Below are 23910 nucleotides of genomic sequence, written 5' to 3'. Positions count from 1 at the left end.
CAGTTGTTCAGACGCGGGGGGCGGTGTGCTCCCGCGCCCAGACCCGCATCAGGTCGCGTACCGAGATCACCCCGGCGACCTCCCGGCCGTCGAGCACCACGAGGTGCCGGAACCCACCCCGGGCCATGGCGGCGGCCGCCTCCTCCACCGTCCAGTCCGGGCCCGCGTAGACCACGTCCCAGGTCAGGTGCGCCCCGGTGCGTTCGACGTCGGGGTCGAGCCCGGCCCCGATGGCGTTGAGCACGTCGCGTTCGGTCATGATCCCGACCCCCTCGGAGTCCGGGTCGATCACGACCGCCGACCCGACCCGGCGGGCCGACATCATCCGGGCCGCCTGGCGGAGCGTGTGCTCCGGACCGACCACGAGAATTTCGCTGGACATCGCTTCGCGTACCTGCATCACGCATCACCCCTGTGGGACGGCGGCCTCGGTACGGACATGGTGGGCCATCGATGCGGAACGGGACAAGACCGGGCATCGCCACGAACGGCGCGGAATGGCTACTGTCGTGAGGTGCCCACCGAGCCCCTCCGCTGCGCCGGCGCGCTGATCGTGGACGACGACGGCCGCATCTTCATCCAGCGCCGGTCCCCCGAGCGGCGCCTCTTCCCCAACTGCTGGGACATCGTCGGCGGCCACCTCGAACCGGGTGAGGAGGTGCAGGACGCGCTGCGCCGGGAGGTCACCGAGGAGACCGGTTGGACCGTCTCGCACGTGCTCGGCCAGGTCGGCGAATACCGCTACACGGGCGACGACGGGCTGACCCGCGTGGAGACCGACTTCCTGATCCGGGTGGACGGCGACCTGAGCCGGCCCCGGCTGGAGGAGGGCAAGCACACCGAGTTCCGCTGGCTGGCGGAGCAGGACGTCGACCTGCTCGACGAGCACCGTGACGTCAACGACGGGCTGATCCGGCGGATCGCCGAGAACGGCTTCGCGGCCCTGCGTTCGATCGGTCTGTGAGGGAGACCGTCCCCGGCCGCGGCGCGGCACCACCTCCGGCGCGGGGAGCCGGGTCACTCGACGGCGTCGAGCTGCCGCCGCACCGGTTCGCGGGTCTGGTCGCCCCGGCCGTCGACCGGACCTTCGTCGCCGGCATGCTCGCCGGTCGCGACGGTGGCGGCGCGGAGCTGAGTTCCCGGTACGGCGGTCCGGCCGCCACCGGCGCCCTGGTGGAGTTCCGCACCCGCCTGGCCGCGCCGGGCGGCACGGTCGACGCGGCCGGTTTCGCGGCGGTGACCCGCTACCGGGACCCGGCCGCCGCCCGGCGGGCGCTGGACAAGCAGGTCGCGTACGGGATGATCCAGCGCTTCCCGGACGGCGGCTTCTGCGCCACCGAGCGCGGGCTCGCCTTCCTGGCGGAGTTGTTCGGCGTGCACGCCGAGGTGACCGAGGAACTGTGGGCCGGGCACGACGAGCGGGTGGAGCGGCTGGTCCCGGCGCTGGGCCGGGTGCTGGCGCACGCGGTCGTGTCGGCCGGGCCCGGCGCCTTCGCGACCATGGCCCCGCCGCACGAGCCGGAGGGCACCCCGCCCGGCGTGCTGCTGCTCAACCGGCTGGGCACCCTGCGCTACCACCGTGCGGACGCGCACGCGGCGGCGTGGACCGCCGCGGGGCACACCGCGGCGAGCGTCGCCGCGCTGCCCGCGGGGCCGGAGCGGCTCGCCATCGAGCAGGAGACGGACCGCCGGGCGGCCGGCCCGTGGGCGGTGCTCGCCGCCGAGGAGCGGCTGGAGCTGCTGGCCGACCTGGCCGCCCTGCCGGGCTGAACCCCGGCCCGCTGGGGCGCGACGATATCCTCCACCGAGTGGAGCGGAGTCGAGATGAGGATGGTGCCGGCATGATCGGGATGGTGCTTGCCGCCGGTGCGGGGCGCCGACTGCGCCCGTACACCGACACCCTGCCCAAGGCCCTGGTGCCGGTCGACGGGGAGACCACCATCCTCGACATCGCGCTGCGCAACCTCGCCGAGGTCGGGCTGACCGAGGTCGTGATCGTGGTCGGCTACGCGGCGGACGCGGTCCGGCAGCGGCAGGCCGCGCTGGAGGAGAAGTACGGCGTCACGATCACCCTCGTGCACAACGACAAGGCCGAGGAGTGGAACAACGCGTACTCGCTGTGGCTGGCCCGGGAGCACTTCTCCCGGGGGGTGCTGCTGGTCAACGGCGACACCGTGCACCCGGTGAGCGTGGAGAAGACCCTGCTGGCCGAGCGCGGGCCCGGCATCCTGCTGGCCGTCGACAACATCAAGGTGCTGGCCGAGGAGGAGATGAAGACCACCTTCGACGCGGCCGGCCAGCTCACCCGGATCACCAAGCTGATGGACCCGGGCGAGGCGTACGGGGAGTACATCGGCGCGACGCTGATCGAGCCGCAGGTGGCCGGCGCGCTCGCCGACGCCCTGGAGGCGACGTGGCGGCGCGACCCGAACCTCTACTACGAGGACGGCTACCAGGAGTTCGCCGACCGGGGCGGCGAGGTGCGGGCCGCGCCGATCGGCGACGTCTCCTGGGTCGAGGTCGACAACCACGCCGACCTGGCCCGGGCGCGGGAGATCGCGTGCCGCTACTAGCCCGGAGCGTGTTGACCCCGCTGCACATCGACGTGCGGCGGGGGGCGGTGGCCGACCTGGCGGCGATCCTCGCCGACGGCCGCATCTCCTCCGGGGGTGACGTGGCGGTCGTGGTCGGTCCGGGGCAGGGCGAGAAGGTCGCCGATCTGGTCCGCCCGTCGCTGCGGGCGGCCGACGTGTTCACCGTCGCCGGGGGCAGTCTGGACGCCGCCGACGACCTCGGCGGGAAGCTCCGGGCCCGGTCGTACGACGCGGTGGTCGGTATCGGCGGCGGCAAGACCATCGACGTGGCCAAGTACGCGGCGACCCGCCGGGGCCTGCCGATGGTCTCCCTGGCGACCAGCCTCGCCAACGACGGGATCGCCTCCCCGGTGGCGAGCCTCGTCACCGACGGGATCAAGGGCTCCTACGGGGTGCACATCCCGATCGCCGTGATCGTGGATCTGGACTTCGTGGAGAGCGGCCCGGACCGGCACAACCGGGCCGGCATCGGTGACGTGATCAGCAACATCAGCGCTCTGGCCGACTGGGAGCTGGCCCGGAAGGTGCGCGGTGAGTCGTTCGACGGACTGGCCGCGTCGCTCTCCCGGGCGGGCGCGGAGGCGGTGCTCAACCACCCGGGCGACATGAGCGACGACGCCTTCGTCATCGTGCTGGCCGAGGCGCTGATCTCCAGCGGCCTGGCCATGGCCATCGAGGGCACCAGCCGCCCGGCCAGCGGCGGCTGCCACGAGATCATGCACGCGGTGGACGCGCTCTACCCGGGCACCGCCTCGCACGGCGAGCTGGCCGGGCTGGGCGCCCTGTTCTGCACCTTCCTCCGCGGCGACGAGCGGCGGCTCACCGAGATGTCGGCCTGCCTGGCCCGGCACGGCCTGCCCCGGCTGCCCGCCGACGTGGGCCTGTCCGACGAGCAGTTCGTGGAGGCGGTGCAGTTCGCGCCGGCCACCCGGCCGGACCGCTACACCATCCTCGAACACCTGGCGATGTCGCCTACCGAGACGCGGGAGCGGCTGGCAGACTACGCCGGTGCACTCCGCGACCACCTTGGCTGAGCCGTCCCGCCCCTCCGTCGCCGACTTCCACCGGGTCAACCGTGGCGGCGGCCTGTTCAGCGAGTCGATCAGCCAGTGGATCGGGGCGGTGTTCGCGCTGGTCGCGCAGCGCCTGGGGTTGCGCCCGACCGCGCTGACCCTCACCAACCTGGTGCTCGGCCTGGCCGCCTCGGTCACCGTGGTCGCGCTCGCCGACGACGTGGCGGCGGGGTCCGTCCCGGCCTGGGCCGTCGGGCTGGTCGCCCTGGTCGCCTGGCAGATCGCGTACGCGCTGGACTGCGCGGACGGTCAGCTCGCCCGGGTCACCAAGCAGAACAACCCGGCCGGCGCCCGGGTCGACGTGCTCTGCGACGTGGCCGCCCAGATCGCCCTGGTCACCGCGCTCGGGGCGACCGCCGTGGCGCAGCGCCCCTCGACGCCCACCTGGCTGGTGGCGGTCTTCGCCGGCACCTGGATGGTCAACCTGGTCACCTCGGTGATGCAGGCCGGCCCGAACGCGGCCAGCATGGTCACCTCGACCTCGCTCCCGGTCCGCCTGGCGAAGCTGGTCCGCGACTACGGCGCGGTGATCTTCCTGGCCGGCCTGGTCCTGACCGTGGCCCCCGCCCTGACCCTGTGGGTGATCGTCGCCTTCACGATCGTCAACGGCGGCTTCCTCCTGGCCAGCATCGCCTTCTCCGCCCGAGCCTCCCTCCGCTGACGGGCGGCGGGCGAGCGGCAGGTGGGTCAGCGGCGGGCGGCGTTGGAGAGGTCGGCGTAGATGTCGATGAGGCGCTTCGTCACCACGTCGGGGTGGAAGGTGCGCTCGTAGCGGGTGCGGGCGGCCGGAGCGAGCGTCGGCGCGCCGGCCCGGGCCAGAGGGAGGGCGGCGGCCAGCGCCTCCGGGTCGGGCGCGACCACCCAGCCGGCCTCGCCGCGCTGCACCCCGGTGGGCAGGGAGACGTGCCCGTCGCCGGGCGTCGCGGTGGCCACCTCGGCCGGGCCGGTGCCGGCGGGCTCGCGGGGGGCGTCCGCGCCGACCAGGTACGGGATGCCGCCCAGCGCGGTGCCGAGCACCGGCCGGCCGCTGGCCAGCGCCTCGATGATCACCGTGGGCAGCACGTCGTGCCAGGTGGAGGTGGCCAGGACCACGGCGCTGTCGGTCAGCGCGGCGCGCACCCCGGTCCGGTCGAGCTGGCCCAGGTAGAGCACGTCCGGCCGCTCGGCGGCGGCCGCCTCGACCAGCGGACGCAGCTCGCCGTCGCCGGCGATCCGCAGCGGGCCCAGCGACCCCACGGGGTGCCGCCGCCAGGCGGTCAGCAGCAGGTCGAGGCCCTTCTCCGGGCTCAGCCGGCCCATGAAGAGGAAACCGTCGCCGGGCGGCGCCGGCGTCCCCGGGTCGGGCACCGCGTTGGGCTTGACCACGATCCGCTCGTCGGGGATGCCGTAGTCGCGGAGGTGGTCGGCGACGGCGGTGGTGAGCGCGATGTACCGGTCCACCGACTTCCAGGTCGGGCGGTGCACGGCGAGCGTGGTGGCCATCACGGCGCTCTGCGCGCGGGAGCCCCGGTAGCAGCGGTGCACGATCGCCGGCACCCCCAGCGCCCGGCCCCGGCAGTCCTGGCAGATCACGCCGTCGCGGAAGTAGAGCCCGGAGGAACAGACCTGGCGGTAGTTGTGCACCGTCTGCACCACGGGCACGCCGCGCTTGTGCGCGGTCCGCACCACCCAGGGCGAGAGCAGCGGGTACGGGTTGTGCAGGTGCAGCACGTCCGGGCGGTGCTCGGCGAGCAGGCGGTCGAGGTCGTGCTGGGCCTTCGGGGCCCAGATCGGCGAGATCGGCAGCAACGCCTTGGCCGGCTTCGACATCGCGGGGATCTCGTCGGAGCTGCGCAGGAACGGCAGCACCTCCACCCCGGCCGCGGTCAGCTGGGCGATCTCCGCGTCGACGATGGTGTTCTCGCCGGACGGCTGGGCTTCCCGGTACCGGTTGTGCGCCACCACGATTCTCACGGAGCTCGCCTTTCGTTCGCGACTGTGCCGACCTCTGCTCGCGACTGCGGGGCTCGCAAGCTCACTCCTCGCGCTCGCGCCAGGAACTCGCAAGCTCATTCCTCGCGCTCACGGCAAAGAAGGCTACCGTTGTACGGTGCCTGAACTACCGGAGGTGGAAGCGCTCGCCGGCTACCTGCGCGAGCGGGCGGTCGGCCGGCGGGTCGAGCGGTTCGAGGTCGCCTCGATCAACGCGCTGAAGACGTACGACCCGCCGCCGAGCGCGGTCGCCGGCCGGGCCGTGGTCGGCGCGGGCCGGTACGGCAAGTTCCTGGACGTCCGGTTCGCCGAGGGCCTGCACCTGGTGGTCCACCTGGCCCGGGCGGGCTGGCTGCACTACCGGGAGGCGTTCCCGTCGACCGCCCCGCTGCGCCCCGGCAAGGGGCCGATCGCCCTGCGGGTCCGTCTCGACGACGGCTCCGGTTTCGACCTGACCGAGGCGGGCACGCAGAAGAAGCTGGCCGCGTACCTGGTGACCGACCCGGCCCTGGTGCCGGGGGTGGGCAAGCTGGGCCCGGACGCCCTGGAGGCCGACCTGGCCACCTTCGGTGCCCGGCTGCGCGGGCGGCGGGGGCAGGTCAAGGGGGTGCTGACCGACCAGTCGGTGCTCGCGGGGATCGGCAACGCGTACTCCGACGAGATCCTGCACGCGGCGAAGCTCTCCCCGTTCGCGATCACCGACCGGCTGACCGACGATCAGCTCGCCACGCTGCACGCGGCGACCCGCGCGGTGCTCGGCGACGCGGTCCGGCGCTCGATGGGGCAGCGGGCCGCGGAGCTGAAGGGCGAGAAGCGCTCCGGGCTCAAGGTCCACGCCCGGAAGGGGCTGCCCTGCCCGGTCTGCGGCGACCTTGTGCGAGAGGTCTCGTTCGCCGATTCGAGCCTGCAATACTGTCCCACCTGTCAGACCGGCGGCAAGCCGCTGGCTGACCGACGGTTGTCCCGGCTCGTACGGTGAGTAACGGCACTCCTCGGTTACGGAGAGGAATCGTCCGCGGATCGCCGAAGGTCCCACTCCGCACCTCTACCGGGGCCGCCATCCATCGGTATAGTGGCTCGGTCCCCGGCTTCACAACCGACTCGGAGCCGGCCAGATCCTCGCGAGCGTCATCGGACGGCTTCCCCTCTGGGAGCGGTCCGGGCCGGGCCCGCGTGGGAGACTGGGACGGTGGGCGACCCGGGCCCTCACGGCGAGTGAGGGCGCGAGTCATGCGGGAGGACATGGGTTGAGGTGACGACAAGCCTCCAGCGCCCGGTAACCAACACAGGCCGGAGCGAGAGCGTGCGGCACGTCGACAGCTTCGAGATCCAGCCGCCGACTCCGCCGTCGCACAACGGCGTACCCCGGTTGGCGTGGGCTCGTGCCCGCCGCCGGGTGTCCCGCTGGCACCGGCCCTACATCGCGATCCTCCTGCTGCTCGACTTCGGCGCGGCGGCCCTGGCCAGCTACCTGGCCATCCAGATCTTCGAGCAGGCCGACTCGGGCTTCCGGCACGCGCCCCAGTCGTGGTTCTACACCGTCGCGTTCCTGCTGCTGCCGCTCGGCTGGCTGCTCATCCTGTGGGGCAACCGGGCCTACGACCGGCGCTATCTCGGCCTCGGGCCCGACGAGTTCAAGCGGGTGACCCGGGCCGGCGTGGCGGTGGCCGCCACCGTCTCGTTCATCGCCTTCGCGACGAAGACCTACTCGCTGTCCCGGTGGACGGTCGGCTTCGCCCTGCTCGGCGCCATGCTGCTCATCCTGCTGGGCCGGATGATCGCCCGGATGACGCTGCACGCCGTCCGCCGCCGGATCGGCCACGCCGGGCACCGGATGGTGCTGGTCGGCACCCTGCCGGAGTGCCTGGAGGTCTTCACCGCGGTCACCCGCAACCCGGGGGCCGGCCTGGTCCCGGTGGCCATCCACCTCACCGACGGGTACGCCGCCGCCCGGGGCATCGAGACGCCGGTGCCGGTCTACGCCGGCCGGGACGTGCTCGCGCTGGTGCGGGAGGTCGGCGGCGACACCATCGCGGTCTGCGGTTCGGCCAGCGCCGAGCCGGGCGAGCTGCGCCGGATGGCCTGGCAGCTGGAGGGCTCCGGCGTCGACCTGGTGGTCGCGCCCCAGCTCACCGACATCGCCGGCCCGCGGGTGCACATCCGCCCGATCGAGGGCCTGCCGCTGCTGCACGTCGAGGAGCCGACCCTGTCCGGGCCGGCGCTGCTCGCCAAGAACCTGATGGACCGGGTCGCCGCCGGGCTGGGCCTGCTGCTGCTGGCCCCGCTCTTCGCCGCGATCGCGATCGCCATCCGGATCTCCGACCCCGGGCCGGTCTTCTTCCGGCAGCCCCGGGTCGGGCACGAGGGGCGGACCTTCCGGGTCTGGAAGTTCCGGACCATGTACGTCGACGCCGAGGAGCGGCTGGCCGGCCTGGTCGACCAGAACGAGACCGACGGCATGCTGTTCAAGATGAAGCAGGACCCCCGGGTCTTCCCGGTGGGCCGCTTCCTGCGCGCCTCCTCGCTGGACGAGCTGCCCCAGCTGATCAACGTGCTCTGGGGCGAGATGTCCCTGGTCGGCCCGCGTCCGCTCCCCGCGGACGACGGCGACTTCCTGGGCGACGTCCGGCGCCGGCTGCTGGTCCGCCCGGGCATGACCGGCCTCTGGCAGGTCTCCGGCCGCTCCGACCTCTCCTGGGACGAGGCGATCCGGCTCGACCTCTACTACGTCGACAACTGGTCGCTGGCCTACGACCTGAGCATCCTGTGGCGGACCGTCGGGGTGGTGCTCGCCCGCAAGGGCGCCTACTAGGGGGAGCGGCCGGAGCGACCGACGCGGGAGGTCACGTTGCTCCAGGAGGAGATCCGCCGGCGCAACCTCGGCACCCTGCTCCGGCACGTCCACCTCGACGGTTCGGTCTCCCGGGCGGCGCTGGCCGAGCGGATGGGCTTGAACCGCAGCACGATCATGGCGCTGACCCTGGAGCTCACCGCCGCGGGACTGGTCCACGAGGAGGCCCCGACGGACACGGGCCGCACGGGCCGGCCGTCGCTGGTGGTACGACCGGAGACCACCGGGGTGTACGTGCTGGCGTTCGACGTCGCCGTGGACTGGCTGACCGCCGCCCGCGTCGGGCTGGGCGGCGTCATCCTGGACCGCCGGCGGGCGGCCCGCCCCCGCGCCGGCGCCGACCTCGACCGGGTGGTCGAGGTCCTCGCCGGGTTCGGTCGCGAACTGCACGACGCGGCGCCGCCGGAGGCGGTGTGTGCCGGGGTCGGCGCGTCGTACTGCGGGATGATCCGGCCGGGCGACGGGATGGTCCGGTTCGGGCCGGACCTGGGTTGGGTGGACCAGGCGTTCGGCGCCGAGCTGGGCCACCGGCTGGGGCTGGCCCGGCCGGTGCCGGTGGGCAACGAGGCCCATCTTGGCGCGGTCGCCGAGCAGCGACGCGGCGCGGGCCGCGGCTTCCAGAACATGATCTACCTGCATGGCGACGTGGGCGTGGGTGGCGGGATCATCGTCGGCGGCAAGCTGCTCGACGGTGACGGCGGCTACGCCTGCGAGCTGGGGCACATGGTGGTCAACCCGCATGACGGCCGGCCGTGCGGGTGCGGCTCCCACGGCTGCCTGGAGGCGGAGGTCGGCGAGCGGGCCCTGCTCGACGCCGCCGGACGGCCGGCCGACCTGTCCGGCCGCGACGCCCTGCGGGACGTGGTGGCCGACGCCGGCCGCGGCGACCCGACCGCCCGCGCGGCGCTGCACCGCATCGGGGACTGGCTCGGAGTCGGCGTGGCGAATCTGATCAACCTCTTCAACCCCGGCGTCGTGATCTTCGGCGGGATGCTGCGCGACGTCTATCCCGGCGCGGCGGCGGACCAGGTCCGTACCCGCATCGCCGCCAACGTGCTGCCCGTGGCCCGGGAGCGGGTACGGCTGCGTACCTCGGCGCTGGGCGACGACGCCACCCTGGTCGGCGCCGCCGAGCTGGGCTTCTCGGCGCTGCTGGCGGATCCGCTGGGCGGTGTCGTCCCGGCGCTGCCACCCCGCCGGTAGGCGCGCGGCGGACGACGGCGGGTTGGCGTAGCGGCCGGCACCGGCCAGGATCTGTGTCGTGGGTGGCAACCTCTCGGCCGTGTTCGGCGTCGTCTCGCTGGTCACCGCGCTGGCCGCGGCGCTGTGGGCCGTGCTGCGGCTGCGCGCCCGCCGGGGCATCGCCACGGCCACCCAGCGGGCCACCTACGAGGTGCTGCACACCGCCGGGCTCGCCGCCGAGCCACTGCGGGGCGGTCTGAGCGCGGCGGGCGCGGCGAAGGCCGTACGCCATCTGCGGGCCCTGGTGGGCGCGGCCGGGCTGGCCCTGACGGACCGGGAGGTCCTGCTGGCCCTCGACGGGCACGGCGCGCACCACGGCGACCAGCTGCTCGCGGCGGCCCGGAGGGCGGTCGGCACCGGGCGCTCGACGGTGCTGCGCGAGTCGGAGCTGCACTGCGACCTGGTGGACTGCCCGGTCCGGGGCGCCGTGGTGGCCCCGCTGACTGCCGACGGCCGGGCGGTCGGGGCGCTGGTGGCGGTGGCCGGCGAGCGGCCCGCCCCCGGCCTGGTGCAGGCGACCCTGGAGACCGCGCACTGGGCCGGCGACCAGCTCGCCCTGGCCGAGCTGGACTCCTCCCGGGAGCGCCTCGCCCGGGCCGAGGTGCGCGCGCTGCGCGCCCAGATCAGCCCGCACTTCATCTACAACGCGCTGACCGCGATCGGCTCGTTCGTCCGCACCGACCCCGAGCGGGCCCGCGAGCTGATCCTGGAGTTCGCCGAGTTCACCCGCTACTCGTTCCGGGCGCACGGGGAGTTCACCACACTCGCCGAGGAGCTGCGCTCGATCGACCGCTACCTGACGATCGAGCGGGCCCGGTTCGGCGAGCGGCTCCAGGTGCGTCTCCAGATCGCCCCGGAGGTGCTGCCGGTGACGCTGCCGTTCCTCTGCCTCCAGCCGTTGGTCGAGAACGCGGTCCGGCACGGGTTGTCCCGCAAGCCGGGCACCGGCATGGTGAGCATCGAGGCCCGGGACGCGGGCGCCGAGTGCCACATCACGGTGGAGGACGACGGGGTGGGGATGGATCCGACGACGCTGACCGCCGGCATCGCCGAGCTCGCGGGCGCCGGCGACGACCCGGGCGACGACCCGGGCCAGCACGTCGGCCTCTCGAACGTCGACGAGCGGCTCCGGTCGGCCTTCGGGGACCGGTTCGGCCTGGTCGTCGAGACCGGTCTGGGCTCGGGTACGAAGGTCAGCATGCGGGTGCCGAAGTTCCACCCCGGGGTACGGGCGACGTCATGAACACCGCGACCGGGTTTCTCCGCGTGCTGGCGGTCGACGACGAGCCGCCGGCCCTGGACGAGCTGGCGTACCACCTGCGGGCCGACCCCCGGGTGGCCCGGCTGCACACGGCCGGTGACGCGACCGAGGCGCTGCGCGTGCTGCGCGACGGCGACGTGGACGTGGTCTTCCTGGACATCCGGATGCCCGGGCTGGACGGCATGGAGCTGGCCCGCGTGCTGCGCCGGTTCGCCCGGCCGCCGGCGATCGTGTTCGTGACCGCGTACGACGACGGCGCGGTGGACGCCTTCGACCTGGGCGCCACGGACTACGTGCGCAAGCCGGTCCGCGCCGAGCGGCTGGCCGAGTCGCTGCGCCGGGTGATCGGTTCCCGGGTGGTGCCCTCACACCCGGCGGCGCTGGCCCGGGCCGAGGAGGACCCGACCATCCCGATCGAGCTGGCCGGGACCACCCGGATGCTGCCCCGCTCGGCGGTGCGCTGGGTGGAGGCGCAGGGCGACTACGCCCGGCTGCACACCGCGGACGGCTCGCACCTGGTCCGGGTCTCGCTGGCCACCCTCGCCGAGCGCTGGGCCGACGCGGGGTTCGTCCGGGTGCACCGCTCCTACCTGGTGCAGCTCAAGCTGATCGCCGAGCTGCGGCTGGTCAACTCCGGCTACGTGGTGGTGATCGACGGGGCGGAGCTGCCGGTGAGCCGCCGGCACACCCGGGAGTTGAAGGACAAGCTGGTCCGCGCGGCCAAGCAGGACTGGAACCGCTGAGTTCAGAAATTCTTCCGCCGGCGGGGAATACGCGCCCCTTGTCGTACGCTGTACGGGACGCCGTACGACAGAGTGGAGGCCCCATGCCCGACAGCCGCTACGACGCCGCGACCGAATTCGACAGGCAACTCGACCGACTGGTGCAGCTCGGCTACCCGGCCCTGGCCGGGCTGACCGAGCAGGCCTTCCGCGACCTGCTCACCCCCCTGCGCGCGGCGGCCGTCACCGGGGCCGCCGACCTGGCCGCGCCCACCGACGGACGGGTGCCCTTCCTGCTGGTGACCACGCGCGAACTGGTGCCCGTCCAGGAGCGCATCGCGCTGACCACGCTCGACGGGAAGCGGAAGACGGGCATCCTCGACCGGAACTTCCCCGCCGACGACCTGCCGACGTTCGACCCGATCAAGGAGCTGGAGGTGCCGCCCGGGCCCGCGTACCTGCTCTTCGACGTCGACCGGGGCGAGGAGTACCGGAACCTGCCGCCCTCGACGGCCCTGGCGGACATGTCCGCCCAGGGCCGGCTGCCGATCACCATCGACGAGGGCCTCGCCTTCGTCACCCTGCACCCGCCGGCGCTGGCCAGCAACCGGTGCTTCTCGCTGGTCGGCTCCCGCTGCGGGGACAAGCGGGTGCCGGCGCTCTGGATCAGCCAGGGCGCGCCGAAGCTGGGCTGGTGCTGGTTCGGCAACCCGCACACCTGGCTCGGCTCCGCCACCGCCGACCCGGTCCGAGTCGGCCTGCCGTGATCGCAGGGCGTCGGCGCGGTGGGCCGCGCCGACGCCCCTCAGAAGATGTCGCCGACGGGCAGCACGAGCGGGAACGGCTGGTCGGCCCGGAGGACGCCTGTCCCGGCGACCACGGCTGCCTCCCGGTAGGCCCCGCCGGCCTGCTCCAGCACGGTGAGGGTCTGCTTCCGGGGCTCCACGAGCCAGTAGCGGGGGATGCCGGCCACGCCGTACTCGTGCCGCTTGAGGACCAGGTCTCGCCCGGCGTTGCCGGGCGAGACCACCTCGACCACGAGGAGCACGTCGGCCGGGGCCAGTGCGGGCCCGCCACGGTCGAGGGCGTCCTCGCGGGCCACGAAGAGATCCGGGACGAAGTAGGAGGAGCGCTTCGCGCTGACCCCGATGTCCTGCCCGACGAGCAGGCCGGGAGGGGCCTGCCGGTCGAGGAGGCGGCGGAGACGGTTGGCGATCGCGCCGTGGAAGACGTCCGCGTGGGGGGACACGAGCAGGCTCCCGTCGAAGATCTCGTAGTCCTGGCCGTCCTCCGGCAGATCCTGGAGGTCGTCGACCGTCCAGACGCCGCCGCCAGGATGAGCTGGGTTGGTCACCGTCACACCTCCTCTCTACCGGCTCACCCTGACATCCCCCTCCGTCATCCACAACGAGGCGGCCGTCATCCACCGGGTTGTCCACAGGAGTGAAGCGTTGTCCACACGTTGTCCACAGGGCCGTCCCCGGCGCTCTTGACATTCCCGCTGATCAGGCGAGACTGCCGGGGATGACCGGAGCGGAGGAGCACGACGTTCCGGGGCGGCCCGACGGGTCGGCTCCGGTCCCCGCCCCGCGCGCCCCGCAGCCACCCCGGCGGACCCGCGTCGTGCTGGCCGAGGTCGCCCGCCCGCGCAGCCGCGCCGAGCACACCCGCTCCGAGCTGACCCAGCAGACCCGGGTCGGCGAGACGCTCGTGCAGGGCCTCATGCGGGCCCAGCTCTCGCTCGCCCTGCGGCTGAGCCTCCTGGTGCTGATCGGGCTGGGCGGGCTGCCCTGGCTCTTCGCCATCGCGCCCTCGGTGGGCCGGGTCACCGTGCTCGGCGTCAACCTGCCCTGGCTGCTGCTCGGGGTGGCCGCCTTCCCGTTCCTGATCGGGGTCGGGTGGGCGTACGTGCGGCTGGCGGAACGCAACGAGCAGGACTTCACCGACCTGGTCCAGCGGCCGGAGCGCTGATGGGCAACGGCTACATGGTCCCCGCGATCGTGGCGGTCACCCTGGTCACCGTCGGGATCGGCTTCTACGGGCTGCGGCTGGCCCGGACCACCTCCGACTTCCTGGTCGCCTCGCGGGCGGTCAGCCCGACCTGGAACGCCGCCGCGATCGGCGGGGAATACCTGTCGGCGGCGAGCTTCCTGGGCGTGGCCGGGCTGATCCTCAAGTACGGCGTCGACGTCCTCTGGTACCCGGTGGGCTTCGCAGCCGGCTACCTGGCGCTGCTGCTCTTCGTGGCCGCCCCGCTGCGCCGTTCCGGGGCGTTCACCCTGCCCGACTTCTGCGAGGTCCGGCTCGGCTCGCGGCGGCTGCGGAAGCTGGCCACCGTCTTCGTGATCTTCATCGGCTGGCTCTACCTGGTGCCGCAGCTCCAGGGCGCCGGGCTGACCCTGGCCACGGTGGCCGGCTCGCCCTACCCGGTGGGCGCGCTGCTGGTCGCCGTCGTGGTGACCGCGAACGTGGCGCTGGGCGGGATGCGGGCGATCACCTTCGTGCAGGCCTTCCAGTACTGGTTGAAGCTCACCGCGCTCGCCGTACCCGCGATCTTCCTGGCGTTGCAGTGGCAGGCCGACGCCCGCCCGGCGGTGACCCCGCCCGACGGGCCGGCGTTCCGGACCGCGACCACCGTCGTGGTGGAGCACCGCGCGACGCTCACCCTGCCCGACGGCGACACCCGGGAGGTACGCCCCGGCGACCGTCTCGACTTCGCCGCCGGTGACCCGGTGCCCGAGGTCTCCGGCGCGGCCACCGCCGCCACCGACTGGCTGCTGCCCGACACGGCCGGCGACGACGACCGGGGCCTGTTCGGGACGTACTCGCTGATCCTGGCCACCTTCCTCGGCACCATGGGGTTGCCGCACGTGCTCGTGCGCTTCTACACCAACCCCGACGGTGCCGCCGCCCGGCGCACCACGCTGGTGGTGCTGGCCCTGGTCGGCGTCTTCTACCTGCTGCCCACGATCTACGGCGTGCTGGGCCGGGTCTACACGCCGCAACTGCTGGTCACCGGCCAGACCGACGCCGTGGTGGTGCTGCTGCCCGGTGCGGCGCTGGGCGACGGCACCACCGGCCGGCTGCTCGCCGCGCTGGTCGCCGCGGGAGCGTTCGCGGCGTTCCTCTCCACCTCGTCCGGCCTGCTCACCAGCGTGGCCGGGGTCATCTCCACCGACGTGCTCGGCCGCGGCTCGGTGCGCGGCTTCCGGCTGGCCACGGTGATCGCCGGCGGGGTGCCGGCGGTGCTCGCGCTGAACGTCTCCGGGCTGGACGTCTCCCAGGTGGTCGGGCTGGCCTTCGCGGTCGCCGCGTCGAGCTTCTGCCCGCTGCTCGTGCTGGGCATCTGGTGGCGCGGCCTGACCGACCTGGGCGCCGCCGCCGGGGTGCTGGTCGGCGGGGGCGCCGCGATCGGCGCGGTGCTGCTCACCGTGCTCGGGCCGCCGCTGTCCGGCTGGCCGGCCACGCTGACCACCCAGCCGGCCGCGTGGACGGTGCCGCTCGCGTTCACCGTGATGGTGGCGGTGTCCATGGCCACCCGGCGGCGGCTGCCGCGCGACGTCGGCGTCACGATGCTCCGCCTGCACACCCCGGAGACGCTGCGCCTCTAGCGGCTGGGGGTACGGCTCAAGGGGGACGGGAAGATCCTCCTCTGGCCGGATCTGACGCTGGCCGGGGCGGGCTACGGTCGGTGCCATGACCGATCAGCACCCGGCGCTGTCCCTCCGTGGCCTGGCCAAGCGGTTCGACACCAAGGTCGCGGTCGCCGGCGTCGACCTCGACGTGCCGACCGGCTCGTTCTACGGGCTGCTGGGCCCGAACGGGGCCGGCAAGACCACCACCCTCTCCATGGCCGTCGGCCTGCTGCGGCCCGACGCCGGCCAGGCCCGGGTGCTCGGGTACGACGTCTGGGCCGATCCGGTGCGCGCCAAGGGCCTGCTCGGCGTGATGCCCGACGGCGTGCGCCTCTTCGACCGGCTCACCGGGGCCGAGCTGCTGGCCTACCACGGGCTGCTGCGCGGCATGGACCCGGCGGTGGTCGACCAGCGGGCGGCGGAACTGCTCGACGTGCTGGCACTCACCGACGCCGGCCGCACCCTGGTGGTCGACTACTCGGCCGGCATGAAGAAGAAGATCGGCCTGGCCTGCGCGCTGCTGCACGGCCCCCGGCTGCTGGTGCTGGACGAGCCGTTCGAGGCGGTCGACCCGGTCTCCGCGGCCCTGATCCGGGACATCCTGCACCGCTACGTGGTCGGCGGCGGCACGGTCATCTTCTCCAGCCACGTCATGGAGGTCGTCGAGCGGCTCTGCTCGCACGTGGCGATCCTGGCCGACGGCCGGATCATGCGGGTCGGCACGCTCACCGAGGTGCGCGGCGAGCGGTCGCTGGAGGAGGTCTTCGTCGAGGTGGTCGGCGGGCGGACCGCGACGGGCGAGGAGCTGTCGTGGCTGTCCCGGTGACCGCCGCCGAGCGGCCGACCCGGGCCGTCTCGCCCCGGCACTTCGTCCGGCTCAAGCTGCGGGTGCTGCGCAACAACTTCCGCGGTCAGGCCTGGCGGGTCGCGCTGTTCGTGGGCGGCGTGCTGTTCGGGCTCTGGTTCGCCGCCGGGGGCTTCTTCCTGCTGGCCGCGCCCGGCCTGGCCGGCGAGTCCCGCTACGCGCTGTTGACCGCCGCCTTCGGTGGTGGCCTCCTGACCCTCGGCTGGCTGTTGTTGCCGCTGGTGTTCTTCGGCGTGGACGAGACGCTGGACCCGGCCCGGTTCGCGCTGCTCCCGCTCTCCCGCCGCACCCTCGTCACCGGCCTCTTCGCGGCCGCCCTGGTCAGCGTGCCCGTGCTGGCGACACTGGTCGCGGTCACCGGGCTGGTGGTCACCGCCGGCAGCCTGGGGGGCTGGTCCGCCGCGCTGGTCGAGGTGCTCGGGGTGCTCCTCGGCGTGCTGCTCTGTGTGGCCGCCGCCCGGGCGGTGACCAGCGCCTTCGCCACCATGCTCCGCTCCCGCCGGGTGCGGGACCTGGCCGCCGTGCTGCTCGCGGTGGTCGCCGCACTGCTCGGCCCGCTGCAACTGCTGGTGATCGGCGCGGTGAAGCAGGCCGACTGGGATCGGCTCACCGGCGTGGCCCGGGTGGTCGGCTGGACGCCGTTCGGGGCGCCCTGGACGGCCGGCGTCGACGTGGCCGAGGGGCAGGCCGGGGCGGCCGTGTTGAAGCTGCTGATCGGCGCGGCGGCGATCGGCGTACTCCTGCTGTGGTGGTCGGGGTCCCTGGAGTCGGCCATGGTGGGCGCGGCGAGCGCCGGGCCGTCCCGGGACCGACGCGGCGCGGTGGCCGGCGCGGCGGTCGCGCAGCTCTTCCCCCGGGCCGTCGGCTGGGCCCGGCGGGACCGGTTCGGCGCGCTGGTCGCCCGGGAGTGCCGCTACTGGTGGCGCGACGCCCGGCGGCGGGCCAACCTGATCACCGTGGCGGTGGTCGGCATCTTCGTGCCGGTGATGGTCAACCTGGGCGGCTCCCAGCTGGTCACCGAAGGCGGGGCGGCGTTCGGCGAGGCCACCGCCAACTCGTCGCCCGTGCTGGTCAGCGTCTCGATGCTCTTCGTCGGGGTGCTCGCCGCGGTGACCGTGGCCAACCAGTTCGGTTTCGACGGCAGCGCGTACGCGGCCAACGTGGTGGCGGGCGTGCCGGGGCGGGTGGAGCTGCGGGCCCGGATGGTCGCGTTCTCGCTCTACGTGGTGCCGATCCTCGGCGGGGTCTCCGTGGTGCTGGCCGTGGTGCTCGGGCGGCCCGGCTGGGTCGGTGTGATGGCCGGCGCGCTGTTCGCCGCGTACGGCTGCGGGCTGGCGATCAACGCGACCGTCTCGGTGCTCGGCGGCTACTCGCTGCCGGAGACGAGCAACCCGTTCGCCATGAACACCGGCGCCGGGATGGCGAAGAGTTTGTACACCCTGCTGTCCATGCTGGCCACCGCCGCGGCCGCCGTGCCGCTGGTGGTGGCCGCCGCGCTGCTCGGCGACGTCTGGCTCTGGCTGGCCCTGCCGGTCGGTCTCGCGTACGGGCTGGGCGCCGCGCTGCTCGGCGCGTACCTGGCCGGGGACGCGCTGGACCGCCGCCAGCCGGAACTGCTGGCCGCCGTCACGCCGAGGCGCTGATGCCGGTCGTCGAGGCGGTGACCACCGTTCCGGTCCCACCGGAGCTGGCCTTCGCGGTGTCGCAGACCGTGGCGCCGGTCCGCTACCGCTGGGATCCCTTCGTCCGGGAGCAGCACTTCGTCGACGGGGCGACCCGCCCCGGCAAGGGCGTGCGCACCTTCACCCGGTCCCGGCACGGCCTCGTCATGGTCAGCGAGTACGTCTCGTGGGCGCCGCCGACCAACGTGGGCATGAAGATGGTGCGCGGGCCGTGGTTCTTCGAGCGGTTCGGCGGCGGGTGGCGGTTCGCGCCCGGCCCCGAGCCGGGCACGACCGTGGCCACCTGGCGGTACAACTTCCGGTGCCGGCCCGCGTTCCTGCGCCCGGTCGCCGACCGGATCGGGGTGTGGCTGCTCGGCCGGGACATCCGCCGCCGGATCGCCGGGTACGCCGCCGGCTGCGCCGACCCGGAGGTGCTGGACGCCGCCCGCCGTTCCCTCGCCGCGTAGCCGGAGGTCTTGGGCGCCCCGACCGGAAACTGTCCAAGATCCGGGGGTCAGGCCGCGCGGCGCATGACCGCGTAGAGGTGGTGACCGTCGCCGACGCTGGTCACGTTGACCAGCTCCCAGCCGTAGTGGGACAGGTGCTCGACCGCCTCCATGAGCGGCTGGAACCCGCTCCGCCCCCAGGCGTGCTTCGCGGTGACCACGAGGTGCCGGTGCGGGTAGGCGCGCAGGTCGACCTGACCGCCGAGGATGGCGTCGGCGCTGACGACGCGTTCCTGGGCGAGCTTCTGGGGTGGGACGACAGACATGCCCGGCAGGGTAGGGCCCTCAGTCGAGCCCGGGCCGCCCGAGGCTCGCGAGCAGGCGGCGCCAGGAGTCCGGGGTGAAGGCGAGCGTCGGCCCGGCCGGATCCTTGCTGTCCCGGACCAGCACCACCCCGGGCAGATTGCCCGCCACCTCGACGCAGTTGCCCTCATTGGCTGACCGGAGCGACTTGCGCCAGTGCGGCGCGACACTCGTCATGGCGTCACCTTCAGCTTGTTGATCAGGTCGAGGGAAGCACTTTCGCTGAGCGCCTCGCCGAGAAGATGCTCCCACTTGCGCTGCACCAAGCCTATCCACTCCGGATAGTCGGCGATCTGGCCCCGAGCGGCGTTGTCGAGGCAGAGCAGCCGGTCCTGTCCGGGTAGCTCCGCGAGCACGAAACCACCGCCCATCGAGACATGTGCGCCCACATCGAGCGGCAGGACGTGCAGCCGCACAGAGGGCAACTCGGCCGCTTCGAGCAACCAACCGAGTTGCCGGTCCATGGCCGCCGGTCCCCCGACAGGTCGTCGCAGAGCACTCTCGTCGATAACGAACACACACTCGGGCGGATTCTCCCGGTGGAGCAGACGTTGCCGACTCATGCGGAGGCTTACCAACTCCTCCACGCGATCACTCCGGTACAGGCCGCCGGCCGAGGCGACCGCCCGGGCATACTCCTCCGTTTGCAGGAGGCCAGGGACCAGACACGGCTCGAAGTAACACAGCCGCGTCGCCCGCTCCTCGTGCCCGGGCCAGGACTCGAACCAGGCTGGCCCGCTGTTCTCCTCACCCGCCGTCAGCAGGCTGGTGAGGAGGCCGCCGGTGCCGAGGGCCTCGTCGGCGGCGACGGCGAACTCCATGGTCGGCCGACGTCGCCCAGTCTCGATGGCGGCCACGGTGGAGGGGCTCCACCTGATCAGCGTGGCTAGCCCCTCCTGGGAGACGTCCGCTCCGGCCCGGGCGGCCTTGAGCGCCCGGATCCACATCTCGATGTCCATCCTTACGTCCCCGGTAAGTACGTGATCGCGCTCTGTAGTAAGCCCTGGCATCCTCCCGCGCCGACCCCGCCGAGTCCAGGGTGGAGAGGCGCGGCCCGGCTGGTGGAGGCGACGACCCGGCGGCCGGTCCTGCGGCAGGTCGCCCCGGCCATCCCCCGGCCGGGGCGACCCCTATCCGGGGAGGCGCTGATGAGCAACGACCGCCGAGATCTTGGTCGGAAGTGGCCCCTCAGGGGGCCGAATGCGTCCAAGATCTGGACGAGGCCGGGCGCGGCGCACGTCGCCATGCGGCCGTCGTGGCGGTGCCGAGTGTGCGGGGCGCACTGGCCGTGCCAGCCGGCGCGGCTCGCGCTGCTGACCGAGTACCGGCACGATCGGACCGCGCTGATGCTCTACCTGGGGCGGCTCATGGCGGAGGCCGCCGAGCAACTTCCGCGAGCCCGGGACCTGCACCAGCGCTTCCTCGTCTGGGCGCGGCGCCGGGGCGGCACAATGTTTCACGTGAATCATGATCCGGGCGCCGAGATCCATCACACCGACCCGTTCGCCGTGCCGGCCGGGCAGCGCTCGCCGGTCCGCCGGCTGCGTGGCCGGCTGGCCGCCCCGGTGACGCTCTGGACCGCGCCCGGCCCGGCCGGCCTGACCGTCTCGTCAACCCTGGTGGCCGAGGGGGAGCCGGACCGGCTGCTCGGGCTGGTCGACCCGGAGTCGGACCTGTGGGCGGCGGTCGAGGAGGCGGGCCGGTTCGCGGTCGCGCCACTCGGCCCCCAGCACCGGCAGCTCGCCGACCGGTTCGCCGGCCTCTTCCCGTCCCCCGGCGGCCTCTTCGCCCTCGACTCCTGGACCGACACCCCCTACGGGCCGGTGCCCGCGGACGCCGGCGGGTGGGCCGGATGCCGGCTCGACACCGCCCGCGAGTACGGCTGGGGCCTGCTGGTCGAGGCCGTCATCGAGGCGGTCGACCTGGCCGAGGAGACCGCGCCGCTGCTGCACTACCGGGGCCGTTACCGGGGGCTGGCCGACTGACCACCGACCGCTGAGCGGAGTGACCTGAGTCACTCGGCGCAGCCGGACCACCGTTCGGCGCAGGCGTCGACCACGGCCGATCCGAGCCTTCCCCGGCGGGGAGCGCGCTCTCTACCGTGCGCGAAAACTCCCCACGCCTGCAAGGTGGTGATCCACAGATGTCCACGGACACACCCGCGTCCGCACCCGCCGAGTCGGCGGCGGAACGGTACCTCGCCGTCCAGCGGTCGGACGAGTTCGCCGGGTTGCGGCGCGCGCTGCGCGGCTTCATCTTCCCGATGACCGTCGCGTTCTTCCTGTGGTACGCGCTCTACGTCATCCTCTCCGCGTACGCGCGGGGTTTCATGGGCACGAAGCTGGTCGGCAACATCAACGTCGCCCTGGTCTTCGGCCTCCTCCAGTTCGTCTCCACGTTCGTGATCGCCTGGCTCTACTCGCGGTTCGCCGATCGGAAGATCGACCCGGTCGCCGACCGGATCCGCGCCGAGATGGGGGAGGTGAGCCATGAACACGGTCCTCGCGGCTGAGGCGGGCAGCACCACCGCCCGGAACCTGACGATCACGCTCTTCCTGATCTTCGTGGCGATCACGCTGGCCATCACGGTCTGGGCCAGCCGGCAGACCAAGACCGCCACCGACTTCTACGCCGGCGGCCGGTCCTTCTCCGGGTTCCAGAACGGCATGGCCATCGGCGGCGACTACATGTCGGCCGCGTCCTTCCTGGGCATCGCCGGCCTCATCGCCCTGTACGGCTACGACGGCTTCCTCTACTCGATCGGCTTCCTGGTCGCCTGGCTGGTGGCGCTGCTGCTCGTCGCCGAACTGCTGCGCAACTCCGGCCGGTACACGATGGCCGACGTGCTGGCGTTCCGGATGCGCCAGCGTCCGGTGCGGACCGCGGCGGCGGTCTCCACCATCACGGTGTCGATCTTCTACCTGCTGGCGCAGATGGTCGGCGCGGGCGCGCTGGTCGCCCTGCTGCTCGGCATCAAGCCGGGCACCACCTTCCTGGGCATGGACGCGGGCACCGCCAAGGTGGCCACCATCATCCTGGTCGGCGCCCTGATGATCATCTACGTCACGGTCGGCGGGATGAAGGGCACCACGTACGTCCAGATCGTCAAGGCGTTCCTGCTGATGACCGGTGCGGTCGTCATGACCCTGCTGGTGCTGGCGCACTACAAGTTCAACCTGTCCTCGCTGCTGGGTGACGCCGCCAAGCAGTCCGGCAAGGGCGCGTCCTTCCTCGAACCCGGGTTGCGCTACGGCGTGGAGACACCCGGCGACGCGCTGAAGACCTTCTACAGCAAGATGGACCTGCTCTCGCTGGGCATCGCGCTGGTGCTCGGCACCGCCGGCCTGCCGCACATCCTGATCCGCTTCTACACCGTGCCGACCGCGAAGGCGGCCCGGAAGAGCGTGCTCTGGGCCATCGGCATCATCGGCACCTTCTACCTGCTCACCCTCGCCCTCGGCTTCGGCGCGGCGGCCCTGGTCGGCGGCCAGGCGATCACCGCGCAGGACAAGGCGGGCAACACGGCCGCCCCGCAGCTCGCCGAGGCGCTCGGCAAGGACTTCTTCGGCGGGGACCTGGGCGGGGCGACACTGCTGGCGATCATCGCGGCGGTCGCCTTCGCCACGATCCTGGCGGTGGTCGCCGGGCTCACCCTGGCCTCCTCGTCCAGCCTGGCGCACGACTTCTACGCCAACGTGGTGCGCAACGGCGAGGCGTCCGAGCGGCAGGAGGTGAACGTCGCCCGGATCTCCGCCCTGGTGATCGGCGCGATCTCCATCGTGCTGTCGATCTTCGCGCAGAACCTCAACGTGGCGTTCCTGGTGGCGCTGGCCTTCGCGGTCGCCGCCTCGGGCAACCTGCCCGCGATCCTCTACAGCCTGTTCTGGAAGCGGTTCAACACCTCGGGCGCGGTCTGGGCGATCTACGGTGGCCTGATCGCCGCCGTGGTGCTGGTCTTCTTCTCCCCGGTGGTCTCCGGGGTGCAGACGGCCATGTTCCCCGACCACGACTGGCACTGGTTCCCGCTGTCGAACCCGGGCATCATCTCGATCCCGATCGGCTTCCTCTGCGGCTGGATCGGCACCCTGTTGTCGAAGGAGCACGACGAGGAGAAGTACGCCGAGCTGGAGGTGCGCTCGGTCACCGGCGCCGGCGCGCACTGACCACACCCCCCACCCCCGGTGGGCCGGAGCCGACGACGGCTCCGGCCCACCGGCTTGAGTAGGCTGGCCGGCATGAAGGTCGCTCCCCGCTTCGGCTCCGGACATCGCATCCTCGTCACCGGCGGCGCCGGCTTCGTCCCGTCGCACCTGGTCGACCGGCTCATCGAGCGCGGCTGCACGGTCGTGGTGCTGGACAACTTCGTCACCGGCTCCAAGGACAACATCGCCCACCTCCTCGAGAAGCCGACCTTCACGCTGATCGAGGCGGACATCTCCGAGGGCCTGCCGACCGACCACCCGGCCATGGCCGAGCGGTTCGACGGGATCCTGCACATGGCCTCCCCGGCCAGCCCCACCGACTTCGAGAAGCTGCCGGTGGAGATCCTGCGGGTCGGCTCGGTGGCCACCCTGCACCTGCTGGAGCGGGCCACCGCCGACGGCGCCCGGTTCCTGATGGCCTCCACCTCCGAGGCGTACGGGGACCCGAAGGAGCACCCGCAGCGCGAGACCTACTGGGGCAACGTCAACCCCATCGGCATCCGGAGCGTCTACGACGAGGCCAAGCGCTTCTCGGAGGCGGCCACCATGGCCTACCACCGCAGCCGGGGCACCGACACCGCGATCGTCCGGATCTTCAACACGTACGGCCCGCGGATGCGGCCCGACGACGGCCGGGCCATCCCGACCTTCATCTCCCAGGCGCTGCGCGGCGAGCCGATCACCGTGCACGGCACCGGCGACCAGACCCGGTCGATCTGCTACGTCGACGACCTGGTGCGGGGCATCCTGCTGCTGCTCGACTCGACCGAGAGCGGTCCGATCAACTGCGGCACCGAGCACGAGATGTCGATGCGGCAACTGGCCGAGACGATCGTGTCACTGACCGGAAGCAGCTCCGAGGTGAGCTACATCACCCGCGCCGCCGACGATCCGGAGATGCGGCGTCCCGATCTGACGCTCGCCCGTGAGCTGCTGGGATACGAGCCGACCGTGACGCCCGAAGACGGCCTCCGGCGCACGATCGAGTACTTCCGCGGCCGGCTAGGGTACTGAGTCCCCC

The 23910-nt window shown here is 73.0% G+C and carries 26 protein-coding genes; 20 read left to right on the top strand and 6 right to left on the bottom strand.

What is annotated here, in order from left to right; translation table 11 throughout:
• Nucleotides 1–7: 7 nt before the first annotated feature.
• A complete protein-coding gene (locus tag RMN56_RS12275; RefSeq protein ID WP_148429006.1) occupies nucleotides 8–400 on the bottom strand; it encodes a CBS domain-containing protein in 393 nt (130 codons plus the stop codon).
• 114 nt (nucleotides 401–514) lie between these two features.
• On the opposite strand from RMN56_RS12275, the gene RMN56_RS12270 reads away from it, so the two are divergent.
• From RMN56_RS12270 to RMN56_RS12250, 5 genes are all read left to right on the top strand, one after another.
• Nucleotides 515–964, top strand: coding sequence for an NUDIX domain-containing protein (locus RMN56_RS12270; protein WP_313723924.1), 450 nt, complete (start codon nucleotides 515–517; stop codon nucleotides 962–964).
• Complete coding sequence (locus RMN56_RS12265; RefSeq protein WP_313723923.1) at nucleotides 961–1770, top strand: hypothetical protein; 810 nt, start codon at nucleotides 961–963, stop codon at nucleotides 1768–1770. The genes RMN56_RS12270 and RMN56_RS12265 overlap by 4 nt, the downstream gene beginning before the upstream one ends.
• 71 nt (nucleotides 1771–1841) lie before the next feature.
• The gene (locus tag RMN56_RS12260) at nucleotides 1842–2573 is read left to right on the top strand and encodes a phosphocholine cytidylyltransferase family protein (protein ID WP_313723922.1); all 732 of its coding nucleotides are present in this window, start codon (nucleotides 1842–1844) and stop codon (nucleotides 2571–2573) included.
• Nucleotides 2561–3628 carry an iron-containing alcohol dehydrogenase family protein gene (locus RMN56_RS12255; protein WP_313723921.1) on the top strand — a complete coding sequence of 356 codons (1068 nt, stop codon included), beginning with the start codon at nucleotides 2561–2563 and terminating at the stop codon, nucleotides 3626–3628. The genes RMN56_RS12260 and RMN56_RS12255 overlap by 13 nt, the downstream gene beginning before the upstream one ends.
• On the top strand, nucleotides 3603–4328 hold the full coding sequence (locus RMN56_RS12250) for a CDP-alcohol phosphatidyltransferase family protein (RefSeq protein WP_313723920.1): 726 nt from the start codon (nucleotides 3603–3605) through the stop codon (nucleotides 4326–4328). The genes RMN56_RS12255 and RMN56_RS12250 overlap by 26 nt, the downstream gene beginning before the upstream one ends.
• A 26-nt stretch (nucleotides 4329–4354) precedes the next feature.
• On the opposite strand, the gene RMN56_RS12245 is transcribed toward RMN56_RS12250, so the two are convergent.
• A complete protein-coding gene (locus RMN56_RS12245) occupies nucleotides 4355–5620 on the bottom strand; it encodes a glycosyltransferase (RefSeq protein WP_313723919.1) in 1266 nt (421 codons plus the stop codon).
• 136 nt (nucleotides 5621–5756) lie between these two features.
• On the opposite strand from RMN56_RS12245, the gene RMN56_RS12240 reads away from it, so the two are divergent.
• The 6 genes from RMN56_RS12240 (at nucleotide 5757) to RMN56_RS12215 (ending at nucleotide 12481) form a co-directional block, all read left to right on the top strand.
• A complete protein-coding gene (locus RMN56_RS12240) occupies nucleotides 5757–6617 on the top strand; it encodes an Fpg/Nei family DNA glycosylase (RefSeq protein ID WP_313723918.1) in 861 nt (286 codons plus the stop codon).
• Nucleotides 6618–6941: 324 nt separating this feature from the next.
• Nucleotides 6942–8450, top strand: coding sequence for a sugar transferase (locus RMN56_RS12235; protein WP_313723917.1), 1509 nt, complete (start codon nucleotides 6942–6944; stop codon nucleotides 8448–8450).
• A 36-nt stretch (nucleotides 8451–8486) separates the two neighbouring features.
• A complete protein-coding gene (locus RMN56_RS12230; protein ID WP_313723916.1) occupies nucleotides 8487–9692 on the top strand; it encodes an ROK family transcriptional regulator in 1206 nt (401 codons plus the stop codon).
• A gap of 58 nt (nucleotides 9693–9750) precedes the next feature.
• The gene (locus tag RMN56_RS12225; RefSeq protein ID WP_313723915.1) at nucleotides 9751–10974 is read left to right on the top strand and encodes a sensor histidine kinase; all 1224 of its coding nucleotides are present in this window, start codon (nucleotides 9751–9753) and stop codon (nucleotides 10972–10974) included.
• On the top strand, nucleotides 10971–11735 hold the full coding sequence (locus tag RMN56_RS12220) for a LytR/AlgR family response regulator transcription factor (protein ID WP_262285095.1): 765 nt from the start codon (nucleotides 10971–10973) through the stop codon (nucleotides 11733–11735). The genes RMN56_RS12225 and RMN56_RS12220 overlap by 4 nt, the downstream gene beginning before the upstream one ends.
• A gap of 83 nt (nucleotides 11736–11818) precedes the next feature.
• The gene (locus RMN56_RS12215; RefSeq protein WP_313723914.1) at nucleotides 11819–12481 is read left to right on the top strand and encodes a DUF5701 family protein; all 663 of its coding nucleotides are present in this window, start codon (nucleotides 11819–11821) and stop codon (nucleotides 12479–12481) included.
• Between the two features lie 38 nt (nucleotides 12482–12519).
• Here RMN56_RS12215 and RMN56_RS12210 read toward each other — a convergent pair whose 3' ends face one another.
• Nucleotides 12520–13068 (bottom strand): Uma2 family endonuclease, encoded by a 549-nt coding sequence (locus RMN56_RS12210; protein ID WP_313723913.1) that lies wholly within the window; start codon nucleotides 13066–13068, stop codon nucleotides 12520–12522.
• A 170-nt stretch (nucleotides 13069–13238) separates the two neighbouring features.
• Here RMN56_RS12210 and RMN56_RS12205 point away from each other — a divergent pair, with 170 nt between their 5' ends.
• From RMN56_RS12205 to RMN56_RS12185, 5 genes are all read left to right on the top strand, one after another.
• Entirely contained in the window at nucleotides 13239–13685 is a 447-nt protein-coding gene (locus RMN56_RS12205) for a hypothetical protein (protein ID WP_313723912.1), read from the top strand.
• Nucleotides 13685–15325, top strand: a complete 1641-nt coding sequence (locus RMN56_RS12200; protein WP_313723911.1) for a sodium/solute symporter — start codon at nucleotides 13685–13687, stop codon at nucleotides 15323–15325. The genes RMN56_RS12205 and RMN56_RS12200 overlap by 1 nt, the downstream gene beginning before the upstream one ends.
• 85 nt (nucleotides 15326–15410) lie before the next feature.
• The gene (locus RMN56_RS12195; RefSeq protein ID WP_313723910.1) at nucleotides 15411–16175 is read left to right on the top strand and encodes an ABC transporter ATP-binding protein; all 765 of its coding nucleotides are present in this window, start codon (nucleotides 15411–15413) and stop codon (nucleotides 16173–16175) included.
• Nucleotides 16160–17857 (top strand): ABC transporter permease, encoded by a 1698-nt coding sequence (locus RMN56_RS12190; RefSeq protein WP_313723909.1) that lies wholly within the window; start codon nucleotides 16160–16162, stop codon nucleotides 17855–17857. The genes RMN56_RS12195 and RMN56_RS12190 overlap by 16 nt, the downstream gene beginning before the upstream one ends.
• Nucleotides 17857–18345: an SRPBCC family protein gene (locus tag RMN56_RS12185; protein WP_313723908.1), complete on the top strand. Its 489-nt coding sequence runs from the start codon at nucleotides 17857–17859 to the stop codon at nucleotides 18343–18345. The genes RMN56_RS12190 and RMN56_RS12185 overlap by 1 nt, the downstream gene beginning before the upstream one ends.
• A 47-nt stretch (nucleotides 18346–18392) precedes the next feature.
• Here RMN56_RS12185 and RMN56_RS12180 read toward each other — a convergent pair whose 3' ends face one another.
• The 3 genes from RMN56_RS12180 to RMN56_RS12170 are packed head-to-tail and all read right to left on the bottom strand — an operon-like array spanning nucleotide 18393 to nucleotide 19646.
• Nucleotides 18393–18650, bottom strand: coding sequence for a hypothetical protein (locus RMN56_RS12180; protein WP_313723907.1), 258 nt, complete (start codon nucleotides 18648–18650; stop codon nucleotides 18393–18395).
• A gap of 19 nt (nucleotides 18651–18669) precedes the next feature.
• Nucleotides 18670–18864, bottom strand: coding sequence for a DUF397 domain-containing protein (locus RMN56_RS12175; protein WP_313723906.1), 195 nt, complete (start codon nucleotides 18862–18864; stop codon nucleotides 18670–18672).
• Nucleotides 18861–19646 carry a helix-turn-helix domain-containing protein gene (locus RMN56_RS12170; protein ID WP_313723905.1) on the bottom strand — a complete coding sequence of 262 codons (786 nt, stop codon included), beginning with the start codon at nucleotides 19644–19646 and terminating at the stop codon, nucleotides 18861–18863. The genes RMN56_RS12175 and RMN56_RS12170 overlap by 4 nt, the downstream gene beginning before the upstream one ends.
• Before the next feature lie 387 nt (nucleotides 19647–20033).
• Between RMN56_RS12170 and RMN56_RS12165 the strand changes: the two genes are divergently transcribed.
• The 4 genes from RMN56_RS12165 (at nucleotide 20034) to RMN56_RS12150 (ending at nucleotide 23903) form a co-directional block, all read left to right on the top strand.
• Nucleotides 20034–20672 (top strand): flavin reductase family protein, encoded by a 639-nt coding sequence (locus tag RMN56_RS12165; RefSeq protein ID WP_376787319.1) that lies wholly within the window; start codon nucleotides 20034–20036, stop codon nucleotides 20670–20672.
• Between the two features lie 158 nt (nucleotides 20673–20830).
• The gene (locus tag RMN56_RS12160) at nucleotides 20831–21199 is read left to right on the top strand and encodes a DUF485 domain-containing protein (protein WP_313723904.1); all 369 of its coding nucleotides are present in this window, start codon (nucleotides 20831–20833) and stop codon (nucleotides 21197–21199) included.
• Nucleotides 21177–22850: a monocarboxylic acid transporter gene (locus RMN56_RS12155; RefSeq protein WP_313723903.1), complete on the top strand. Its 1674-nt coding sequence runs from the start codon at nucleotides 21177–21179 to the stop codon at nucleotides 22848–22850. Before RMN56_RS12160 ends, RMN56_RS12155 begins: the two co-directional genes overlap by 23 nt.
• A 72-nt stretch (nucleotides 22851–22922) precedes the next feature.
• Nucleotides 22923–23903: a UDP-glucuronic acid decarboxylase family protein gene (locus RMN56_RS12150; RefSeq protein ID WP_313723902.1), complete on the top strand. Its 981-nt coding sequence runs from the start codon at nucleotides 22923–22925 to the stop codon at nucleotides 23901–23903.
• The last annotated feature ends 7 nt before the right edge of the window (nucleotides 23904–23910 follow it).

Origin of the sequence: Micromonospora halotolerans, assembly GCF_032108445.1 — a bacterium.
In the GTDB taxonomy this organism is placed as follows: domain Bacteria; phylum Actinomycetota; class Actinomycetes; order Mycobacteriales; family Micromonosporaceae; genus Micromonospora; species Micromonospora halotolerans.
The sequence above is the reverse complement of the archived record's forward strand: the minus strand, read 5'-3'. Positions and strand labels throughout refer to the sequence as shown.

Coding starts and splice junctions, on each gene's coding strand:
- RMN56_RS12275 (WP_148429006.1), bottom strand. CDS start 400: ATGCAGGTACGCGAAGCGATGTCCAGCGAAATTCTCGTGGTCGGTCCG.
- RMN56_RS12260 (WP_313723922.1), top strand. CDS start 1,842: ATGATCGGGATGGTGCTTGCCGCCGGTGCGGGGCGCCGACTGCGCCCG.
- RMN56_RS12220 (WP_262285095.1), top strand. CDS start 10,971: ATGAACACCGCGACCGGGTTTCTCCGCGTGCTGGCGGTCGACGACGAG.
- RMN56_RS12215 (WP_313723914.1), top strand. CDS start 11,819: ATGCCCGACAGCCGCTACGACGCCGCGACCGAATTCGACAGGCAACTC.
- RMN56_RS12205 (WP_313723912.1), top strand. CDS start 13,239: ATGACCGGAGCGGAGGAGCACGACGTTCCGGGGCGGCCCGACGGGTCG.
- RMN56_RS12200 (WP_313723911.1), top strand. CDS start 13,685: ATGGGCAACGGCTACATGGTCCCCGCGATCGTGGCGGTCACCCTGGTC.
- RMN56_RS12195 (WP_313723910.1), top strand. CDS start 15,411: ATGACCGATCAGCACCCGGCGCTGTCCCTCCGTGGCCTGGCCAAGCGG.
- RMN56_RS12185 (WP_313723908.1), top strand. CDS start 17,857: ATGCCGGTCGTCGAGGCGGTGACCACCGTTCCGGTCCCACCGGAGCTG.
- RMN56_RS12180 (WP_313723907.1), bottom strand. CDS start 18,650: ATGTCTGTCGTCCCACCCCAGAAGCTCGCCCAGGAACGCGTCGTCAGC.
- RMN56_RS12175 (WP_313723906.1), bottom strand. CDS start 18,864: ATGACGAGTGTCGCGCCGCACTGGCGCAAGTCGCTCCGGTCAGCCAAT.
- RMN56_RS12170 (WP_313723905.1), bottom strand. CDS start 19,646: ATGGACATCGAGATGTGGATCCGGGCGCTCAAGGCCGCCCGGGCCGGA.
- RMN56_RS12165 (WP_376787319.1), top strand. CDS start 20,034: ATGCTCTACCTGGGGCGGCTCATGGCGGAGGCCGCCGAGCAACTTCCG.
- RMN56_RS12160 (WP_313723904.1), top strand. CDS start 20,831: ATGTCCACGGACACACCCGCGTCCGCACCCGCCGAGTCGGCGGCGGAA.
- RMN56_RS12155 (WP_313723903.1), top strand. CDS start 21,177: ATGAACACGGTCCTCGCGGCTGAGGCGGGCAGCACCACCGCCCGGAAC.
- RMN56_RS12150 (WP_313723902.1), top strand. CDS start 22,923: ATGAAGGTCGCTCCCCGCTTCGGCTCCGGACATCGCATCCTCGTCACC.